General features: G+C 37.6%; 12 protein-coding genes. 9 read left to right on the top strand and 3 right to left on the bottom strand.

What is annotated here, in order from left to right; translation table 11 throughout:
- The first annotated feature begins 265 nt into the window (after positions 1–265).
- A complete protein-coding gene (locus tag I6F43_RS13595) occupies positions 266–3,043 on the top strand; it encodes an ATP-binding protein (protein WP_197102763.1) in 2,778 nt (925 codons plus the stop codon).
- A gap of 52 nt (positions 3,044–3,095) precedes the next feature.
- On the opposite strand, the gene I6F43_RS13590 is transcribed toward I6F43_RS13595, so the two are convergent.
- A complete protein-coding gene (locus I6F43_RS13590; RefSeq protein WP_007582954.1) occupies positions 3,096–3,368 on the bottom strand; it encodes an oxidative damage protection protein in 273 nt (90 codons plus the stop codon).
- Positions 3,369–3,403: 35 nt separating this feature from the next.
- The gene (gene mutY / locus I6F43_RS13585; protein WP_197102762.1) at positions 3,404–4,465 is read right to left on the bottom strand and encodes an A/G-specific adenine glycosylase; all 1,062 of its coding nucleotides are present in this window, start codon (positions 4,463–4,465) and stop codon (positions 3,404–3,406) included.
- 161 nt (positions 4,466–4,626) lie between these two features.
- Between mutY and trmB the strand changes: the two genes are divergently transcribed.
- The 4 genes from trmB (at position 4,627) to arcA (ending at position 9,408) form a co-directional block, all read left to right on the top strand.
- Positions 4,627–5,352: a tRNA (guanosine(46)-N7)-methyltransferase TrmB gene (trmB, locus tag I6F43_RS13580; protein WP_007582957.1), complete on the top strand. Its 726-nt coding sequence runs from the start codon at positions 4,627–4,629 to the stop codon at positions 5,350–5,352.
- A 66-nt stretch (positions 5,353–5,418) separates the two neighbouring features.
- Positions 5,419–6,444: a methyltransferase gene (locus tag I6F43_RS13575; RefSeq protein WP_197102761.1), complete on the top strand. Its 1,026-nt coding sequence runs from the start codon at positions 5,419–5,421 to the stop codon at positions 6,442–6,444.
- A gap of 151 nt (positions 6,445–6,595) precedes the next feature.
- The gene (locus I6F43_RS13570; protein ID WP_024594519.1) at positions 6,596–8,200 is read left to right on the top strand and encodes a sensor histidine kinase; all 1,605 of its coding nucleotides are present in this window, start codon (positions 6,596–6,598) and stop codon (positions 8,198–8,200) included.
- Between the two features lie 491 nt (positions 8,201–8,691).
- The gene (gene arcA / locus I6F43_RS13565; protein ID WP_002962549.1) at positions 8,692–9,408 is read left to right on the top strand and encodes a two-component system response regulator ArcA; all 717 of its coding nucleotides are present in this window, start codon (positions 8,692–8,694) and stop codon (positions 9,406–9,408) included.
- Positions 9,409–9,424: 16 nt separating this feature from the next.
- Here arcA and arcB read toward each other — a convergent pair whose 3' ends face one another.
- Positions 9,425–11,743, bottom strand: coding sequence for an aerobic respiration two-component sensor histidine kinase ArcB (gene arcB, locus I6F43_RS13560; RefSeq protein ID WP_165722089.1), 2,319 nt, complete (start codon positions 11,741–11,743; stop codon positions 9,425–9,427).
- 232 nt (positions 11,744–11,975) lie between these two features.
- On the opposite strand from arcB, the gene folE2 reads away from it, so the two are divergent.
- From folE2 to I6F43_RS13540, 4 genes are all read left to right on the top strand, one after another.
- Positions 11,976–12,896 (top strand): GTP cyclohydrolase FolE2, encoded by a 921-nt coding sequence (gene folE2, locus I6F43_RS13555; protein ID WP_024589695.1) that lies wholly within the window; start codon positions 11,976–11,978, stop codon positions 12,894–12,896.
- A gap of 116 nt (positions 12,897–13,012) precedes the next feature.
- Positions 13,013–13,609 carry a DUF2726 domain-containing protein gene (locus tag I6F43_RS13550; RefSeq protein WP_007582968.1) on the top strand — a complete coding sequence of 199 codons (597 nt, stop codon included), beginning with the start codon at positions 13,013–13,015 and terminating at the stop codon, positions 13,607–13,609.
- 122 nt (positions 13,610–13,731) lie between these two features.
- Positions 13,732–14,439 carry a 5'-methylthioadenosine/S-adenosylhomocysteine nucleosidase gene (gene mtnN, locus I6F43_RS13545; RefSeq protein WP_197102760.1) on the top strand — a complete coding sequence of 236 codons (708 nt, stop codon included), beginning with the start codon at positions 13,732–13,734 and terminating at the stop codon, positions 14,437–14,439.
- Positions 14,440–15,384, top strand: a complete 945-nt coding sequence (locus tag I6F43_RS13540; protein WP_197102759.1) for a cobalamin biosynthesis protein CobD/CbiB — start codon at positions 14,440–14,442, stop codon at positions 15,382–15,384. It abuts the gene before it with no gap.
- Positions 15,385–15,395 lie beyond the last annotated feature (11 nt).

Below are 15,395 nucleotides of genomic sequence, written 5' to 3'. Positions count from 1 at the left end.
GGGCGTGCGGCGTATTAAACGAGTTTTGCCCTTACAAGTCAACTTTTTTTTTCTTCTTTATAACTGTTTGAACGGTTTTCAGACAACTCAGTACATTTTTTATTAATAACGTTCATTTTTACCACAAATCGGGCTATAACTATAAATAAATATAACTAAATCAGACTAAAACCGTAGTGAATTATTTTTTGTAAATGTTACGATTAGCTTAGATACGTACGATAGGGACTTATCGTAGTAAAAACACATCAATTGGAAACAATCAATGCAGAGTAAATTCTCATCGCCAGTTAAAGGCTTACTGCCACTTTTTTTAATCATTAATATTGCTGTAACAGCGCTCGCCATTGTTGCCCACTCATTTTATACACAAACTGAAGTTAAGACAGCCCAACCAGCATCATCTATTAATATTGTAACGCTTGCCGATAGATTAGACTTACCTATGGTTGATGCATTAACTATGTATGGTCAAGGTAAAGTAAAACAGTTACTTGATTTAACCTCCTTATTAGACGGTGACTTTGAATATACTCTATATCGCTTCAATGCTACATCAGATACTCAGTTGGTATATAGCAGCAGTAAACCAGCCATCGCTTCTGTTAAAACTGAAAAGCACTTAAAAGAAGAAGGTATCCTGCATCACCTACTATTGTTAAACGATCAGCCCATTGGCGAGCTTATTATTAAGCAAAACATACCAGCCACGCCTTTAAGCGTTCAAGACTCTCAAGTTATCGCTTACATCATCGCGATAGCGAGTGTTGCTGCATTATTTATACTTACTTTAATGTTTAATATGTACATTAATACACGCTTACGTAAAAGTACTGACACTCTTACTCAAGAGTTACAGGCAATTACTGAAGATGCTAATTACAATAGTAATGTTGATGAGCAACTTGATATTGGTTTAGGTGTAGTAGCAAAAAACATCAACTTATTGCTACAAAAAGTACAAACTGCAATGAGCGAGAATGACTCTGCACAAAAAGAGCTTTATAAATTACAAAATGGCCTAGAAGCCGAAGTGCAAAATCGTACCTTAGCGCTTGAGCAAGCCACATTAAAAGCAGAGCGTGCAAGCGAAACTAAAACAACATTCTTAGCAACGATGAGTCACGAAATAAGAACACCGATGAATGGTGTTATAGGTACTATTGATTTACTGCGCCAGACCGAACTTGATGGCGCTCAGCATCGTTTAAGTACGATTATTCGTGAATCAGCATTTTCGTTATTGAGCATTTTGGATGATATTTTAGATTTTTCTAAAATTGAGGCTGGAAAGCTAAATATTGACCCGATCCCATTTTCGGTAACCGATACTATTGAAGAAGTTGCTCGTGTGCTCTCATCTGTTGCTAAAAAACGTGAGCTTGATTTAGAGCTAGCAATAGCACCAGATATTCCTATAAATCTTACCGGTGATAGCGTACGTGTACGTCAGGTTCTTTATAACCTATGTAGCAACGCAATTAAATTTACGAGCACTGATGAAAAAACCCAAGGGCATGTAAAAATATCAGTAGAGGTGGTACATAATACGACTGATCACTTTACCTTACGCTTTTGCGTAACTGATAACGGTAAAGGCATGTCGCAGGCACAACTACGCGAAATATTTAATCCGTTTATTCAAGCCGAAAATTCGATTACCCGAGAATATGGAGGGACAGGTTTAGGTCTTTCTATTTGTAAAAGCTTAACTGAGCTTATGCTAGGTACTATTCATGTAACTAGCCATACAGGAATTGGCAGTGAGTTTACTGTTGAACTGCCGTTTAGCACATCGGGTAGAATTAAGTACGCACACAAAGGTGCATTAAATGGTAAGCAAATTGTTGTAGTTAGTAATCACCTAGAACGTGAAAAAACAATGTACCGTTATTTATCGTTTATGGGCGCTAAAATAGTTTATGCACACACAGAAGAAGAAATTGAAGAGCACCAACATTCGCAAGATATTATTTGGGTGGCTGATGGCATAGACAATATGGATAAAACAAACGCGCTGCTAAGACGCTTATTTTATTCATTAGAGGATTATAACCAACAAGTTGTTGTACTAAGCAAGCTTGATGAAGCGGCTATAAATCATAATAATATTTTTTATATTAATGCCTCTCCTTTATGTAAGTCTAACTTTATGCTGTCTATTTTAGTCGCTGCAGGTTTGCATACACCTAAACAAATTAAAAAAACCAAAACACTTAATAACTATTTAAATGTTGAGCAAGCTCGTAAATCAAACAAATTGGTTTTACTTGTTGAAGATAACCTTTTAAACCAACAAGTGCTGACCGATCAATTACACATACTAGGTTTTGGCGTTGAGATAGCAAACAACGGTGAAGAAGGCTTAGATATGTGGAGAAAAGGTGATTACTCACTTATTTTAACCGACTTACACATGCCTAAAATGTCGGGTTACGATATGGTCGAAAAAATCCGTAACGAAGCAGAGCTATTAGAATCAATTGATGCACAGCCTTACATTATTGCTGTAACAGCAAACGCACTTAAAGGCGAAAAAGAGCGTTGTTTAGCCGTAGGTATAAACGACTTCATTACCAAACCTATAGAGCTAAACGCGTTAGAGGACACCTTAAAACGCTGGAGCGATAAGCAAAGCCAAAACCCAAATGTAGTTATCCATCAAACCATGGCGCTACCTATTGATATGGAAGCGGTTGCTAAATATGTAAATGGTGACGAAGCTAAACAGTTACGCTTTTTCAAAATGTATTTAGAACAAAGCCAAGGGCTAATTAAGGGGATTAATTCAGGCGTTATGGTTAACGATTTAGATGAGATTATTGAAGGGTGTCATCAATTAAAATCGATCTCTAAAACAATTGGTGCCCTAACGGTGGCTGAACTTTCAAGTGCATTTGAAGATAAATGTAAAAAAGGTGAACTCACTACCGATGAATTAATAGACTTAAGAGATAAGTTAGAAATTGAATACTCTAAGGCAGCTCAATTTTTAAAAGAACAAATTAAAATCTCTGAGCAAGAAGATGAGTTAAGTGATTAAATAATCGCACACAAAAAAAGGGCTATTTAGCCCTTTTTTAATGTTCAAAATATTATTTTTCAGGCGGTCGATAACCTTCAATTTCCACATCTTTGTTTTCAAACAAAAAGCCAACCATTTGCTCTTCTAAAAATGTGCGGTGCTCTGGGTCCATCATATTTAAATGCTTTTCGTTAATAAGCATTGTTTGCTTATGCTGCCACTGACCCCACGCTTCTTTAGAGATGTTATTAAAAATCTTTTCACCAACTTCACCAGGGTATAACTGAAAGCCAAGCCCTTCGGCTTCTTTTTGTAACTTTTGACAAAATACTGTACGTGCCATGATTGATTCTCTCTAACGCTAAATATGGGGCTATTCTATACTATTGCTGTAATTTGTTTAACCAACTTTTTAGTTGGCGCTGCTAGGCCAACCTCTATTGATTGATCAAGCGGATACCACACTAATTGTTTGTCATTTACTACATCAGGAATGTTCTTAACATTGAGCACATGCGGATTAATCTTCAGCTCAAAATGTGAAAACACATGAATAAACGCTTCAAGCTCTACTAAGTCGGCTTCTAATCCTTGCTGAGCTAAAAACATTTGAAGCTCCTCGTACTCATTAAATTCAAAAAAGCCAAATAGTCCTCCCCAAATACCGCTGTTAGGGCGTTTTTCCATAAGCACTTTATCGCCGCACTGAATAATTAACTGATGACAACTCTTCTTCGGCACTGCTTTTTTAGGTTTAGAATGTGGAAACTCTTTTACTTTACCTGCATTAAAAGCACCACAACCTGAATTTAATGGGCAAGCCTCACAATCAAAACGACTGCGTGAGCAAACACTCGCACCTAAATCCATCATAGCTTGATTAAATTCGGTGACATTATTTTTAGGTGTTAATTGCTCTGATAAGTGCCAAAGCTGGTTTTCGACTTTTTTAACACCGTACCAACCTTCTATCATAAAGTAGCGCGCTAAGACTCGCTTAACATTCCCATCTAAAATTGGATGATGCTGCCCAAGCGACAATGATAAAACAGCCCCGGCAGTAGAGCGTCCTATTCCCGGTAAATCCATTACTTCATCAAGCGTTTGCGGAAATTCGCCTTGGTACTTGTCACGTACTATTTTAGCTGTTTTATGTAAGTTACGCGCACGAGCGTAATACCCTAAGCCGGTCCAGTGATGCAGTACTAAATCTTCATCAGCATCGGCTAAAGCAATAATATCTGGAAAGCTTTGCATAAATTTTTCAAAATATGGGATAACAGTAATAACTTGAGTTTGCTGGAGCATCACCTCAGACACCCACACTTTATAAGGTGTTTTACCCAACTGCCATGGAAGTGTTTTACGCCCATGAAGGTGATACCAATCAACGACTTGATTAGAAAACGAATTAGACTGTTCTTTATTTAAATCCAACATATTGTACTTTTACTGATGCTCAATGGCGGCTCAGTCTATTGTAGTTAATAAAAAGATCAAGCTATAGGGCGTGTAAAACCAGCTAATACTTGTGATTGCGGGCTCGGTCAGGGATAATATGCAACCATTTTTAAACACATTGTTTTTGTCAGGCCAATAATATGAGTGAATCAAGCAACACTAACCTTGAGCAAGCTAAGCAAGAAGGTAAATACATCCGCACCATTCGCAGTTTTGTAAAACGCGAAGGTCGATTAACCAAAGGCCAAGCCGCTGCAATCGAAAAATGCTGGCCAACAATGGGCCTAGAGCATAAAAACGGTATGCTTGATTTAAGCGAAGTTTTTGGCAACAACAACGATGTAGTAGTAGAAATTGGTTTTGGTATGGGTAAATCGCTTGTCGAAATGGCAACAAATGCCCCTCACCTAAACTTTATTGGTATTGAAGTACACCGCCCAGGCGTTGGTGCTTGTTTAATGGATGCCGATGAAGCAGGCATTACTAACTTACGTATTTTTGAACACGATGCAGTTGAAGTACTTGCAGACTGTATACCTAATGAAAGCTTAACAACACTACAGTTGTTTTTCCCTGATCCTTGGCATAAAAAGCGTCATCATAAACGCCGTATTGTACAAACTGAGTTTGTTGAAAAACTAAGAGCCCAACTGAAAATGGGTGGCGTTTTTCATATGGCAACAGATTGGGAAAACTATGCAGAGCATATGCTCGAAGTAATGAATGTAGCTCCTGGTTTTAAAAACCAATCAGAAACAAACGATTATGTTCCACGTCCAGATTTGCGCCCGCTTACTAAGTTTGAGCAGCGCGGACATCGCCTAGGTCATGGCGTGTGGGATTTAATGTTTGAACGTACTGAGTAATTTGTAACTTTAAGCACTCACTTTTATTTTTAATAAAACTAAACATACTGTAAGGCAAAGCCATTTATGAGCGTACTAACCAACCCAAGTTTACTGTTACTTCGTAATAGCGAGGCACTAACGGGCAAATCTATCTTGGTGGTCAACTTTGTTCAAGATGGCTTTTTAACAGAGCTTAAAAAACTTAACCCGCAAAGCAAGGTAACTGCATTTAGCTACAACCATGCTAACGGTGAGTTTGCTAAAAACACCAAAGACGTTGAGGTTTGTGTAAATCACACAATACCTGGTAACGGCTACGATTTAGTTATTCTTTACTATCCTAAATCAAAACCTGAGTTATTAATGGCGCTTGATAATATTAGATCTGCTATTACTGACGATGCCGAACTATTGGTGGTAGGTGAAAACAAAAGTGGTGTTAAATCAATTGAAAAGCAATTAGCTGGTAAAGCTGAGTTTAGTAACAAAATTGATTCAGCTAAGCACTGCGTTCTTTACTCATTTGCTGAGATTACCCAGCATCCTGACTTTGATATTACGACCTACCATAAAAAGTTTGTTGTTAATGTTGCCGACACCGAGTTTACAGCTATTAGTGTCCCAGGGGTGTTTAATCACGGTAGTTTAGATATGGGAACGAAAGTTCTACTCGAAAACGCACCGACAATTAAGCAAGGTAGGGTTCTCGACTTTGGCTGTGGCGCAGGTTTAATAGCAACCTTTTTAGGGCTGCATAATCCAGCACTTGAGTTTGTGTGTAGTGATGTAAGTGCACTGGCAACTTACGCAACACAGCAAACTCTAAAGCTTAACAGCATCAAAGGCGAAGCGATATTAAGTGACGGCCTTAAAAGCATTACCGGTAAGTTTGATTTAATTATTAGCAATCCACCTTTTCATACAGGTATTGCAACCGACTACACAGTAGCAGAAACATTTTTAGCAAATGCAAAACAGCATTTAACTAAAGTAGGAAAGCTGAATATTGTTGCTAACAGCTTTTTAAAATACCCGCCTATTTTAGAAACGCAATTTGAAAGCTACCAAACGGTATTTAAAAATAACAAGTTTGCCGTATATAGCAGCTAGTATTATTTTTAAAAATGCTTGAGTGCAAACGCGCTCAAGCTAACCTTCGCATAAATATAAGAATTAATTTAGCTTTTTTCCTTCATTTTCTCCCGTCTTTGCTAAACTAAAACTCTAAATAATCAAAATTAATTCAGGCGATAACGAAATAATGCCTAAAAAAGTTCATCAAAGTAGCATTCGCAAAGCACTCATAAATTTAATTATGCTTATTACAGCTATTTGCTTGTCGCTATCTATTTCGATATCTACTTATTTAAGCGTAAAAGAGCAAAAGCAATTAATCATTAATAAACTCGTCATACTTTCTGAAATTGTAGCTTTTGATGCTGGTAAATCAGTAGTTGAAGATGATAGAAAAACAGAAGAAAAACGCCTCAAGTCATTTGAAAATATCCCCCTTGTAAAAAACATACATATTTATTCAATAGAAAAAGCATCTCAAAAACCTGTTTTTTTTATTAGCTTTAATGCAAAAAAAACGCCTCCGGTGCCGTTAAGAATAGACAGTGTTGATGAGCTAAAAACGCCACGAATTACGAGCGATCATATTGAACTAACCCGCCCTATTTACGATAACGAAAAGTTGGTAGGTTATGTATATATGCGAGGGAGCCTCGAAAGTTTAGAGACTTATATTGAGAGAAAAATATTAATAGACGTGCTATTAACTCTATTAATTTTAATCGTTGTTTACTTTATTGCTATAAAAGTTCAACGACGTATAGCCAAGCCAATAGAGCAGTTAAGCATGCTATTGCAGGATGTATCTAAAAATCATAACTATGATGCACGCGCGCCAATAACCGATGTAAAAGAAATAACCGCTCTTTCAAATAGTTTAAATATCATGCTTACACGTACCAAAAAGCAACTTGAGCGCCACGAAAAAGATAAACAAGAAATAAAACAACTAAACCAGAGCCTTGAAGAAAAAGTAAACCAGCGAACAATCGCTCTCAGAGAAGCAAATCAAGAGCTTTTATCAACCCTTGAGAGAATGCATCAGTACCAAACGCAAATTGTTGAAAACGAAAAAATGGCATCGCTTGGGCAAATGGTTGCTGGGGTTGCCCATGAAGTGAATACACCAATAGGGCTAGGTATTACAGGCTCTACATTACTTCGAGATAAACTGGCAGATATACAGCAAAGCTTTGACGATAAAAAACTTACCTCAAGCCATCTAAAACGCTTTATAGATGAAGGTATTGAAAACTTAGACTTAATTTATCGTAATCTAAATCGTGCCGCAGACCTGATATCTAACTTTAAAAAAGTGGCCGTTATTCAAGATGACGGTGTTAATACCCATATTAATGTACATAAATTAATAAGTGATGTTTTAACATCGATTCAATCTGAACTACTGCCTAAAAAGCCTGTCGTTATTATTAACTGTCCGACCGACTTGGCTATTCATAGTAAGTCTGAACCTCTGCAACAAGTGTTTCAGCAGTTGCTCATGAACTCTGTGATTCATGGATTTATAGGTAAAGAAAATAATGAAATTCGCTTTGACGTAGAACTGGTAGGGAAAAAATTAACAATAGTTTATTCTGACAATGGTCAAGGCGTTGATAAAAACATTAAAAATAGAATTTTTGACCCGTTTGTAACTTCAAAGCGCGGACAAGGCGCAAGCGGCTTAGGCATGCACTTGGTCTACAACCTAGTAACACAAGCACTTGGCGGAAGAGTTATGTTTGATCTTGAAGAAAAACACGGTGCTCGCTTTATAATTACTATTCCTTAAATAAAGATCACTAAAAAGTGCATATATTTAAAATTTATCCTTGAATTAGCATTTAATGACCTCATTAATGAGGCATGTGATAAGCGCGTAACATTATTTAATTGCATTAAATAAATATTACCAAGCGATTTATGAACTTTTTTATCTTTGCTGTATCACATACATTGATGAAAGGTTAGAAAGTGATATAGTTTTGCTTTGAATTAGTCTGATTATTTTAAGTACCTTGTTTGATTGAATGATGTATCAATTATTAAAGGAAAATGGCTTCGACTTTATGATTCAAATAGCTACATCCACGTATATATCAATTAAACAGTAGTTTTTGCACTGCCCTTTTTAGTAGACTTTGGACACCCTACTGTTTTATTTTTATCCAATTTGTTTTTTCCTTGTTAACAAATGGGTATAATCCTATAATCTCTAGTAATCGGTTATAAATTCGTCACCGGTTTTTTTATAAATAAAATATTCCAAAAGGTTAATTAATAATGCAAACGCCAGTCATTCTAATCGTAGAAGATGAAGACGTAACTCGACTGAACCTAGTTAGTTTATTTGAAGCTGAAGGGTACAAAGTTATTGAAGCCATTGATGGCGATGATATGCATGACAAGCTTACAAATAACGATGACGTTAATCTTGTAGTTATGGATATCAACCTTCCTGGTAAAAACGGTCTTATTTTAGCCCGTGAATTACGCCAAAAGCGTAAAGTAGGTCTTATATTCCTAACGGGTCGTGACAACGATGTTGACCGTATTTTAGGTCTTGAAATTGGCGCAGATGACTACGTTACTAAGCCATTCAACCCGCGTGAATTAACTATTAGAGCTCGCAACCTTATTACTCGTACTGCTTTAGGCGGTGAAGAGTCAGCACTAGAAACAAATGGTGTTATTACGTTTAACGGTTGGGAACTTGATGAAAATAGCCGTTGTCTTACTTCTCCAAATGGCGACGCTAAACGTTTACCAAAAGGTGAGTACAGAGCACTTCGTTTAATGCTTGATTCTCCAGGTCGTATTTTTAGTCGTGAGCAATTAATCAAGCACATGACAGGCCGTGAGCTTCGCGCAAATGACCGTACTGTTGATGTTACTATTCGTCGCATTCGTAAGCATTTTGAAAGTGATAACTCAACGTCAGAGTTAATCAGCACCATCCATGGTGAAGGTTACCGTTTCATTGGTAAAATTGACGCTTAATTAGAGCTAATTAGTTTTACTCTAATTGCTGTAAAAATAAATGAAGGGCTTTTTGTCCTTCATTTATTTTATCTGCTAAAACATCTAACCACTGCTTTAACATTTCATCAGATTCATCAATCGCACCATGCTCCATTATTTTGGCATGAAGCTGCACATCATTTAAACCTACTGATCCAGCCGCACCTTTAAGTTTATGCGCTACTGATTCATACTCTTCTCTATCGCCGGTATTTAATGAGGTAAGTAATTCTTGCTGATATTGTGGACTTAGCTTTTCGAATAACTGACTACTGCGTCTAAATACAACCAAGCCCATCGAATTTACAAAGTCTTCTATTGTTTCAATATCTAATAAGTGTGCATCAATGCCCTCTAGCGCCTCTTCACTTACTTTTAGCTGTGGCTCTGTGCACTCACTTTGCTTAATGCCAAATAAGTCAGCCAGCATTTTATCAAGCTTGACTGTGTTAATTGGTTTAGCCAACGCACCTTGTATTGATATACCTTCAAGCTCTTTTTCAGCACTGCGTACATTGGCAGTTAGAGCAACAATAGGTAATTTATCGAAGTGGCTATCTGAGCGTATTTGTTTAGCAACCACGTCACCGTTTATATCTGGCAATTGCATATCAAGTAGTACTAAATCTAAGTCATCTTCGGTTTCGACAAACGAGAGTGCATCTTCACCGGTTTCAGCCCATAACACTTCATGGCCGCGTTGCTCTAATAGGTTTGTAGCAATTTCGGCGTTAAGAGGCACATCTTCTACTAGTAGAATATACAAACCACGGCCAACATAACTTTGCTCTGTTGGTGCAACACATAAACTAAGCGGTATTTGCACTGTAAAACAACTTCCTTCGCCTTCAGTACTATTTACCGTAATTATCCCTTTCATTGCACTTACAAGTGCCTTAGTTACAGCTAAACCAATACCTGAACCTATCGCGTTAGTGCCTTTTAAATCCGGCGCTTTGTAATACATATCAAATATATGGGCAAGTTGCTCTGGTGGAATACCTTGACCGGTATCCAGTACCTTAATAACTAACCATGGGCCTTCTACGCGATTTTCTCTGCTGCATTCGAGTGTTACTTTGCCTTGCTGAGTAAACTTAACGGCGTTGTTAATTAAGTTCCAAACAACTTGGCGTAATCGAGTCGGATCGAGCTGCGCGTAAACATCAAGTATGCCATTGCGCTTAATATCAAACTCAAGCTCTTTCTGCTCAGCTATTAAGCCTGCAAAATTAACTACATCGTTTATAAAGTCTGACACATTAATAGAATTGGTTGCTATATCGAGCTGATCCCTATCTATTTTATCTAAATCTATAATATCGTTAAAAATATTACCGAGTGTTTCAGCACTCGAAAAAATAGTATTGCCCCAACTACGCTGCTGCTTATTAAGCTCTGTATCTAATAACATACGCGTTAAACCAACAATGCCATTTAAAGGAGTACGTAGTTCATGGCTCAGCGTAGCAATAAACTTACCTTTGTCTTTATAGGCAGTTTCGAGTGCTTGTGCAGCTTCTTTACGGCTAGTGATATCACGACCAAAGCCCAGTAAACCAATGTAGTCACCGTCATCATTTATAAAAGGTAATTTACGCAGCTCAAACCAACGTGTTTCACCATTTACTTCATAGCCTACATCTATAGTTAGTGCTTTATGGCTTTGCTCTACTTCTTTATCGGTTGCCAAAACTTCAGCTAAAAAATGACTCGGGAATATCTGCTCAACCGTTTTTCCTATTAACTCACTACTTGATTTTCCCATTACCTCTTCAAACATTTTATTACAGCCGGCAAATACACCGTTGTTATCGCGGTAATAAAATAGATCGGGAGATGAATCAACGATTGAGCGTTGCAACATACTTTGTTGGGCAAGTTCTTGTTGTGTTTTTTTACGCTCAGCAATTTCTCGGCGCAGCTCTTCAATAGCGCGATGCTTGGCATGAAATGCCATTTTACGCTCATCAATTTCAATATTTAAACGACTAATGTTGTCTTTTAGGGTTTGGTTTAAGAGCTTTTCCTGCTTGGTTGCGCTATCTAAATAAGCATACGAGGCATCTAATTGACGAATTGAATTAAGTAATACACTTATAATTAAAGGAGAAACTACAGCCGTAAAAAATACCACAGCCAAAATATCAACAAGGTGTAATTCGCCTATCGCAACATAATAAAACATGCTCGATAAAATAAGAGATACAGTTAAAAATAAAGTGTAACAAATAGCTGCGGTTTTAAATTCACCAAATCGCGTTATTGAGCTGGAAAGTACCCGAGCCCAAGGGCTCAAAGAATAATCGGTCATACGTAATTTTATCTCTTAGCTGTGTGCTTAAATATAAAGAAGGCAATGCGCATGTATAAACATACCATTTTCCCAGATTTTAGCATTTTTCTCCTACCACTACCCATGTTGTGCGATAAAAACAGAATTTTTCATGTTTGATTTTGCTCATCTCTTAAACTCATCATTTCAGCAATAAATTATTTAGTGTAAAATGCCCCGCTTTATTATCTCCAAAATACGAGTAGCGCACATGCAAACCAATATGCCAGATATAGCAGACACTGCACCCGCCTTACAAACAGGTAAATTAGACTGGGTTGGCATGGGCGAAATCGAACTGCCATTTATTTTTGAGTCACGAGACTTATCTCCAGTTACAGTAAATGCCAAAGCTCGTGCATTTGTAAATTTGCATAAAGAAGATGCCAAAGGCATTCATATGTCACGTCTATTTTTAGCACTTGACCTGCTTTCAACTGAGCAGCAAGTCAATCCGCAAACAATAGCGCAAGCACTCGATACCTTTATAACTAGCCACGAAGGGCTGAGCGATAAAGCACAAATTGAATTTAAATTTGAACTACCGCTACGCCGTAAGTCACTATTAAGTGGTAAAGCAGGCTGGAAAAGCTACCCAGTTGTACTTACCAGTACAATTGAAAATAACATTATTAGCTACGAGCTAACCGTAGATGTTACCTATTCTTCAACATGCCCTTGCTCTGCAGCACTTGCACGCCAGCTTATACAAAACGCGTTTAACGAAAAGTTTAACCAAGAAACCTTAAGCCAAAAAGATGTGCACGAATGGCTAGGCACTACACAAGGCATAGTTGCTACACCTCACTCGCAGCGCTCTATTGCCAACGTAAAAGTAAAGCTTGATAGCAATATTCAAGAGTTTGACGTAGTGACTCTAATAAACACCCTCGAAGCTGAACTTAAAACGCCTGTACAAGCGGCAGTAAAACGCGAAGACGAGCAAGAATTTGCCCGTTTAAATGGTCAAAATCTTATGTTTTGTGAAGATGCAGCGCGTAAAATTAAAGCTTTATTAGAAACAGATAATTACAGCGATTACTGGCTGCAAATAAACCATTATGAATCACTCCATGCACACGATGCTGTAGCTATTGCGGTTAAAGGTATTGAAGGTGGATACAAAGCTTAATAGCTACATAGTTTTAGCTTTTATAAACAGTTGGTAATTATTTTATAACTCATACTTTTTAGGCACGTAAATTGCTTTATTTGAGCAGTGTCAATTTGTTGTTATGGAGTTACCGTATGGAATTCGCTTTATTATTAATTCTAGTATTAGTTGTCGGGGCTTCTGTTGTTGCGTCAAAATTTAATGACGATGGCGGAAACCCGTATCCTTTTACCCGCAAGCAAACTGTTTTTACGCAGGTTGAAGGCGCTTTTTTAAATCTTCTCGAGCGTGCTGTAGGCGATCAATATAAAATTGTTAGTCGCGTTAAGCTAATTGACGTTATTGACTGTAAGCAAGGTCTTTCTATTAAATCTAAACGTGCTGCTTTAGCTAAAGCTAAAAATAAGCAACTCGACTTTGTATTAATCGATAAAGAAAAACTAACTATTGTTGCGGCCGTTGACCTAGTTAACAATGCCAATAAAGATGGCCACAAAGCTCAACGTGACTGGTTTGTAAACGGTGCACTAGAGTCTGCGGGCATTCCACATATTCGTATGAAAGTTAAATCGGGCTACCGTCCTTCTGAAGTACGCGATGCAATTATGTTTAAACTTGGTAAGCCTGCAGCAACACAAACGCAGCGCCCTGTTCGTAATCGCTCACATAAGCCAGCGGTACTTTCACCTTCTCAAGCCAAAGCACAAACAACTGCTTTAGCTGAAATTTAAAAACCAAATTAAATACTCTCCTAAAAAGTATTTAAAGCGAGCTCATAAACAAGCTCGCTTTTTTGTTTTTTATTGCTAACTTCACGTATAATCAAGTGATTCAAACTCAGGAATTAAACATTATGAATGTTGGTATTATTGGCGCAATGGAGCCAGAAGTTAAAATTTTACGTGAATCGATGCAAAACCCACAAATTTTAACTAAAGCAGGTTTCACTTTTTATACTGGTGAATTGGCTGGTAACACAGTAACACTTGTTCAATCTGGTATTGGTAAAGTAGCATCAACAATTGCAACTACCTTACTGATTGATAACTTCAAACCTGATTGCGTAATTAACACAGGCTCTGCCGGTGGATTCGATCCTTCTCTAAGTGTTGGCGACGTAGTAATTTCGTCAGAAGTACGTCATCACGATGTAGATGTTACTGCTTTTGGCTACGAAATTGGCCAAGTACCACAAATGCCAGCAGGCTTTGCAGCTCACCCTAAATTAGTTGAAGCAGCACAACAAACAATCGAACAAATCAGTGATGTTAAAACACTTGTTGGCTTAATTTGTACTGGTGACACATTTATGTGTGACCCTGTGCGTATCGATAAAGCACGCAGTGATTTTCCTACAATGCTTGCCGTTGAAATGGAAGGCGCTTCAATTGCACAAACGTGTTTTACGCTTAACACACCATTTGTTGTAATTCGCTCAATGTCTGATATAGCAGGTAAAGAGTCACCACAATCATTTGAAGAATACCTAGAAACAGCATCAATCAACTCATCTAAAATGGTTGTCGCACTTTTAGAAAAGCTAACTGCAGTGTCTCTGTAAATGCTTAGCAATATTGTTCAAAACCACTTGGACTTTATTGCCTTCATACTAGCGCTCCTTGCTGAGCGCTTTATTCCCCTTATTAGCTGGTATCATCCTAATACAGCGTTAAATGCTGTTTTTAGTGCTATTGGCAAGCGCATATACAAAAGCAAAGAACCTAAAAGCTATCAATATTTAGCAGCTATACTCGCAAGCACGCTCATTTTAAGTGTCATTCTCATTATTGTAGTGCTACTACTCGAGTTTGCTTTTTACCCTGAATTACTCGCAGGTCTTATTTTATACTTATGCTTAGAAAGTAAGAGTATTGATAAAAAAGCACTTCGCATTGCAAAGCTAACTAAACAAAATCAAAAATCGACAGCACGCGAATTACTAAAACCACTGCTTGCCCGTGAAGTTAATAGGCTTTCATCTCCTGGTATTATTAAAGCATTAATTGAAAGCTTAATACTGCGCACTGCTCGATACTATTTCGTAGTTATATTTATATTTTTAGCCTTTGGCCCTATTGCTGCCCTCGCCTATCGATTGCTTACTTTAATACAACAAGCCTGGCGTAGTGATATATCCCCAAATAGCTACTTTTTAAAACCGCTTAAAACTCTCTTGTTTATTATTGAGTATATCCCAATGCGCTTACTCGCTTTAACTATTGCAGCAAGTAGAGCGAGCAAAAAAAGCATGCACTACATAAAGCATTATGGCAGACATTTTTACCAAACAAATACAGGTTGGCTACTAAGCACATGCTCTGCATCACTTGGTGTGCAGCTGGGCGGGCCTGCAGTTTATTTAGGTACTCGCTTTAATAAAATGCGTATTGGTACTGATAGACTACCTACACCCGAGGATGTACCTGTAATAATTAATAGATTAAATCAGGCGCGTGTATTTTGGTTGTTAGTAATTGTAAGTATCGAAATATTAAAAGTGATTTAGTGACTATTTAG

This window comes from Pseudoalteromonas sp. NZS71_1, from assembly GCF_015864305.1.
GTDB classification, from domain to species: Bacteria; Pseudomonadota; Gammaproteobacteria; order Enterobacterales; family Alteromonadaceae; genus Pseudoalteromonas; species Pseudoalteromonas arctica.
Note: the sequence above shows the minus strand (reverse complement) of the source record. Positions and strands in the feature narration are given on the sequence as shown.

Coding starts and splice junctions, on each gene's coding strand:
- I6F43_RS13595 (WP_197102763.1), top strand. CDS start 266: ATGCAGAGTAAATTCTCATCGCCAGTTAAAGGCTTACTGCCACTTTTT.
- I6F43_RS13590 (WP_007582954.1), bottom strand. CDS start 3,368: ATGGCACGTACAGTATTTTGTCAAAAGTTACAAAAAGAAGCCGAAGGG.
- mutY (WP_197102762.1), bottom strand. CDS start 4,465: ATGTTGGATTTAAATAAAGAACAGTCTAATTCGTTTTCTAATCAAGTC.
- trmB (WP_007582957.1), top strand. CDS start 4,627: ATGAGTGAATCAAGCAACACTAACCTTGAGCAAGCTAAGCAAGAAGGT.
- I6F43_RS13575 (WP_197102761.1), top strand. CDS start 5,419: ATGAGCGTACTAACCAACCCAAGTTTACTGTTACTTCGTAATAGCGAG.
- I6F43_RS13570 (WP_024594519.1), top strand. CDS start 6,596: ATGCCTAAAAAAGTTCATCAAAGTAGCATTCGCAAAGCACTCATAAAT.
- arcA (WP_002962549.1), top strand. CDS start 8,692: ATGCAAACGCCAGTCATTCTAATCGTAGAAGATGAAGACGTAACTCGA.
- arcB (WP_165722089.1), bottom strand. CDS start 11,743: ATGACCGATTATTCTTTGAGCCCTTGGGCTCGGGTACTTTCCAGCTCA.
- folE2 (WP_024589695.1), top strand. CDS start 11,976: ATGCAAACCAATATGCCAGATATAGCAGACACTGCACCCGCCTTACAA.
- I6F43_RS13550 (WP_007582968.1), top strand. CDS start 13,013: ATGGAATTCGCTTTATTATTAATTCTAGTATTAGTTGTCGGGGCTTCT.
- mtnN (WP_197102760.1), top strand. CDS start 13,732: ATGAATGTTGGTATTATTGGCGCAATGGAGCCAGAAGTTAAAATTTTA.
- I6F43_RS13540 (WP_197102759.1), top strand. CDS start 14,440: ATGCTTAGCAATATTGTTCAAAACCACTTGGACTTTATTGCCTTCATA.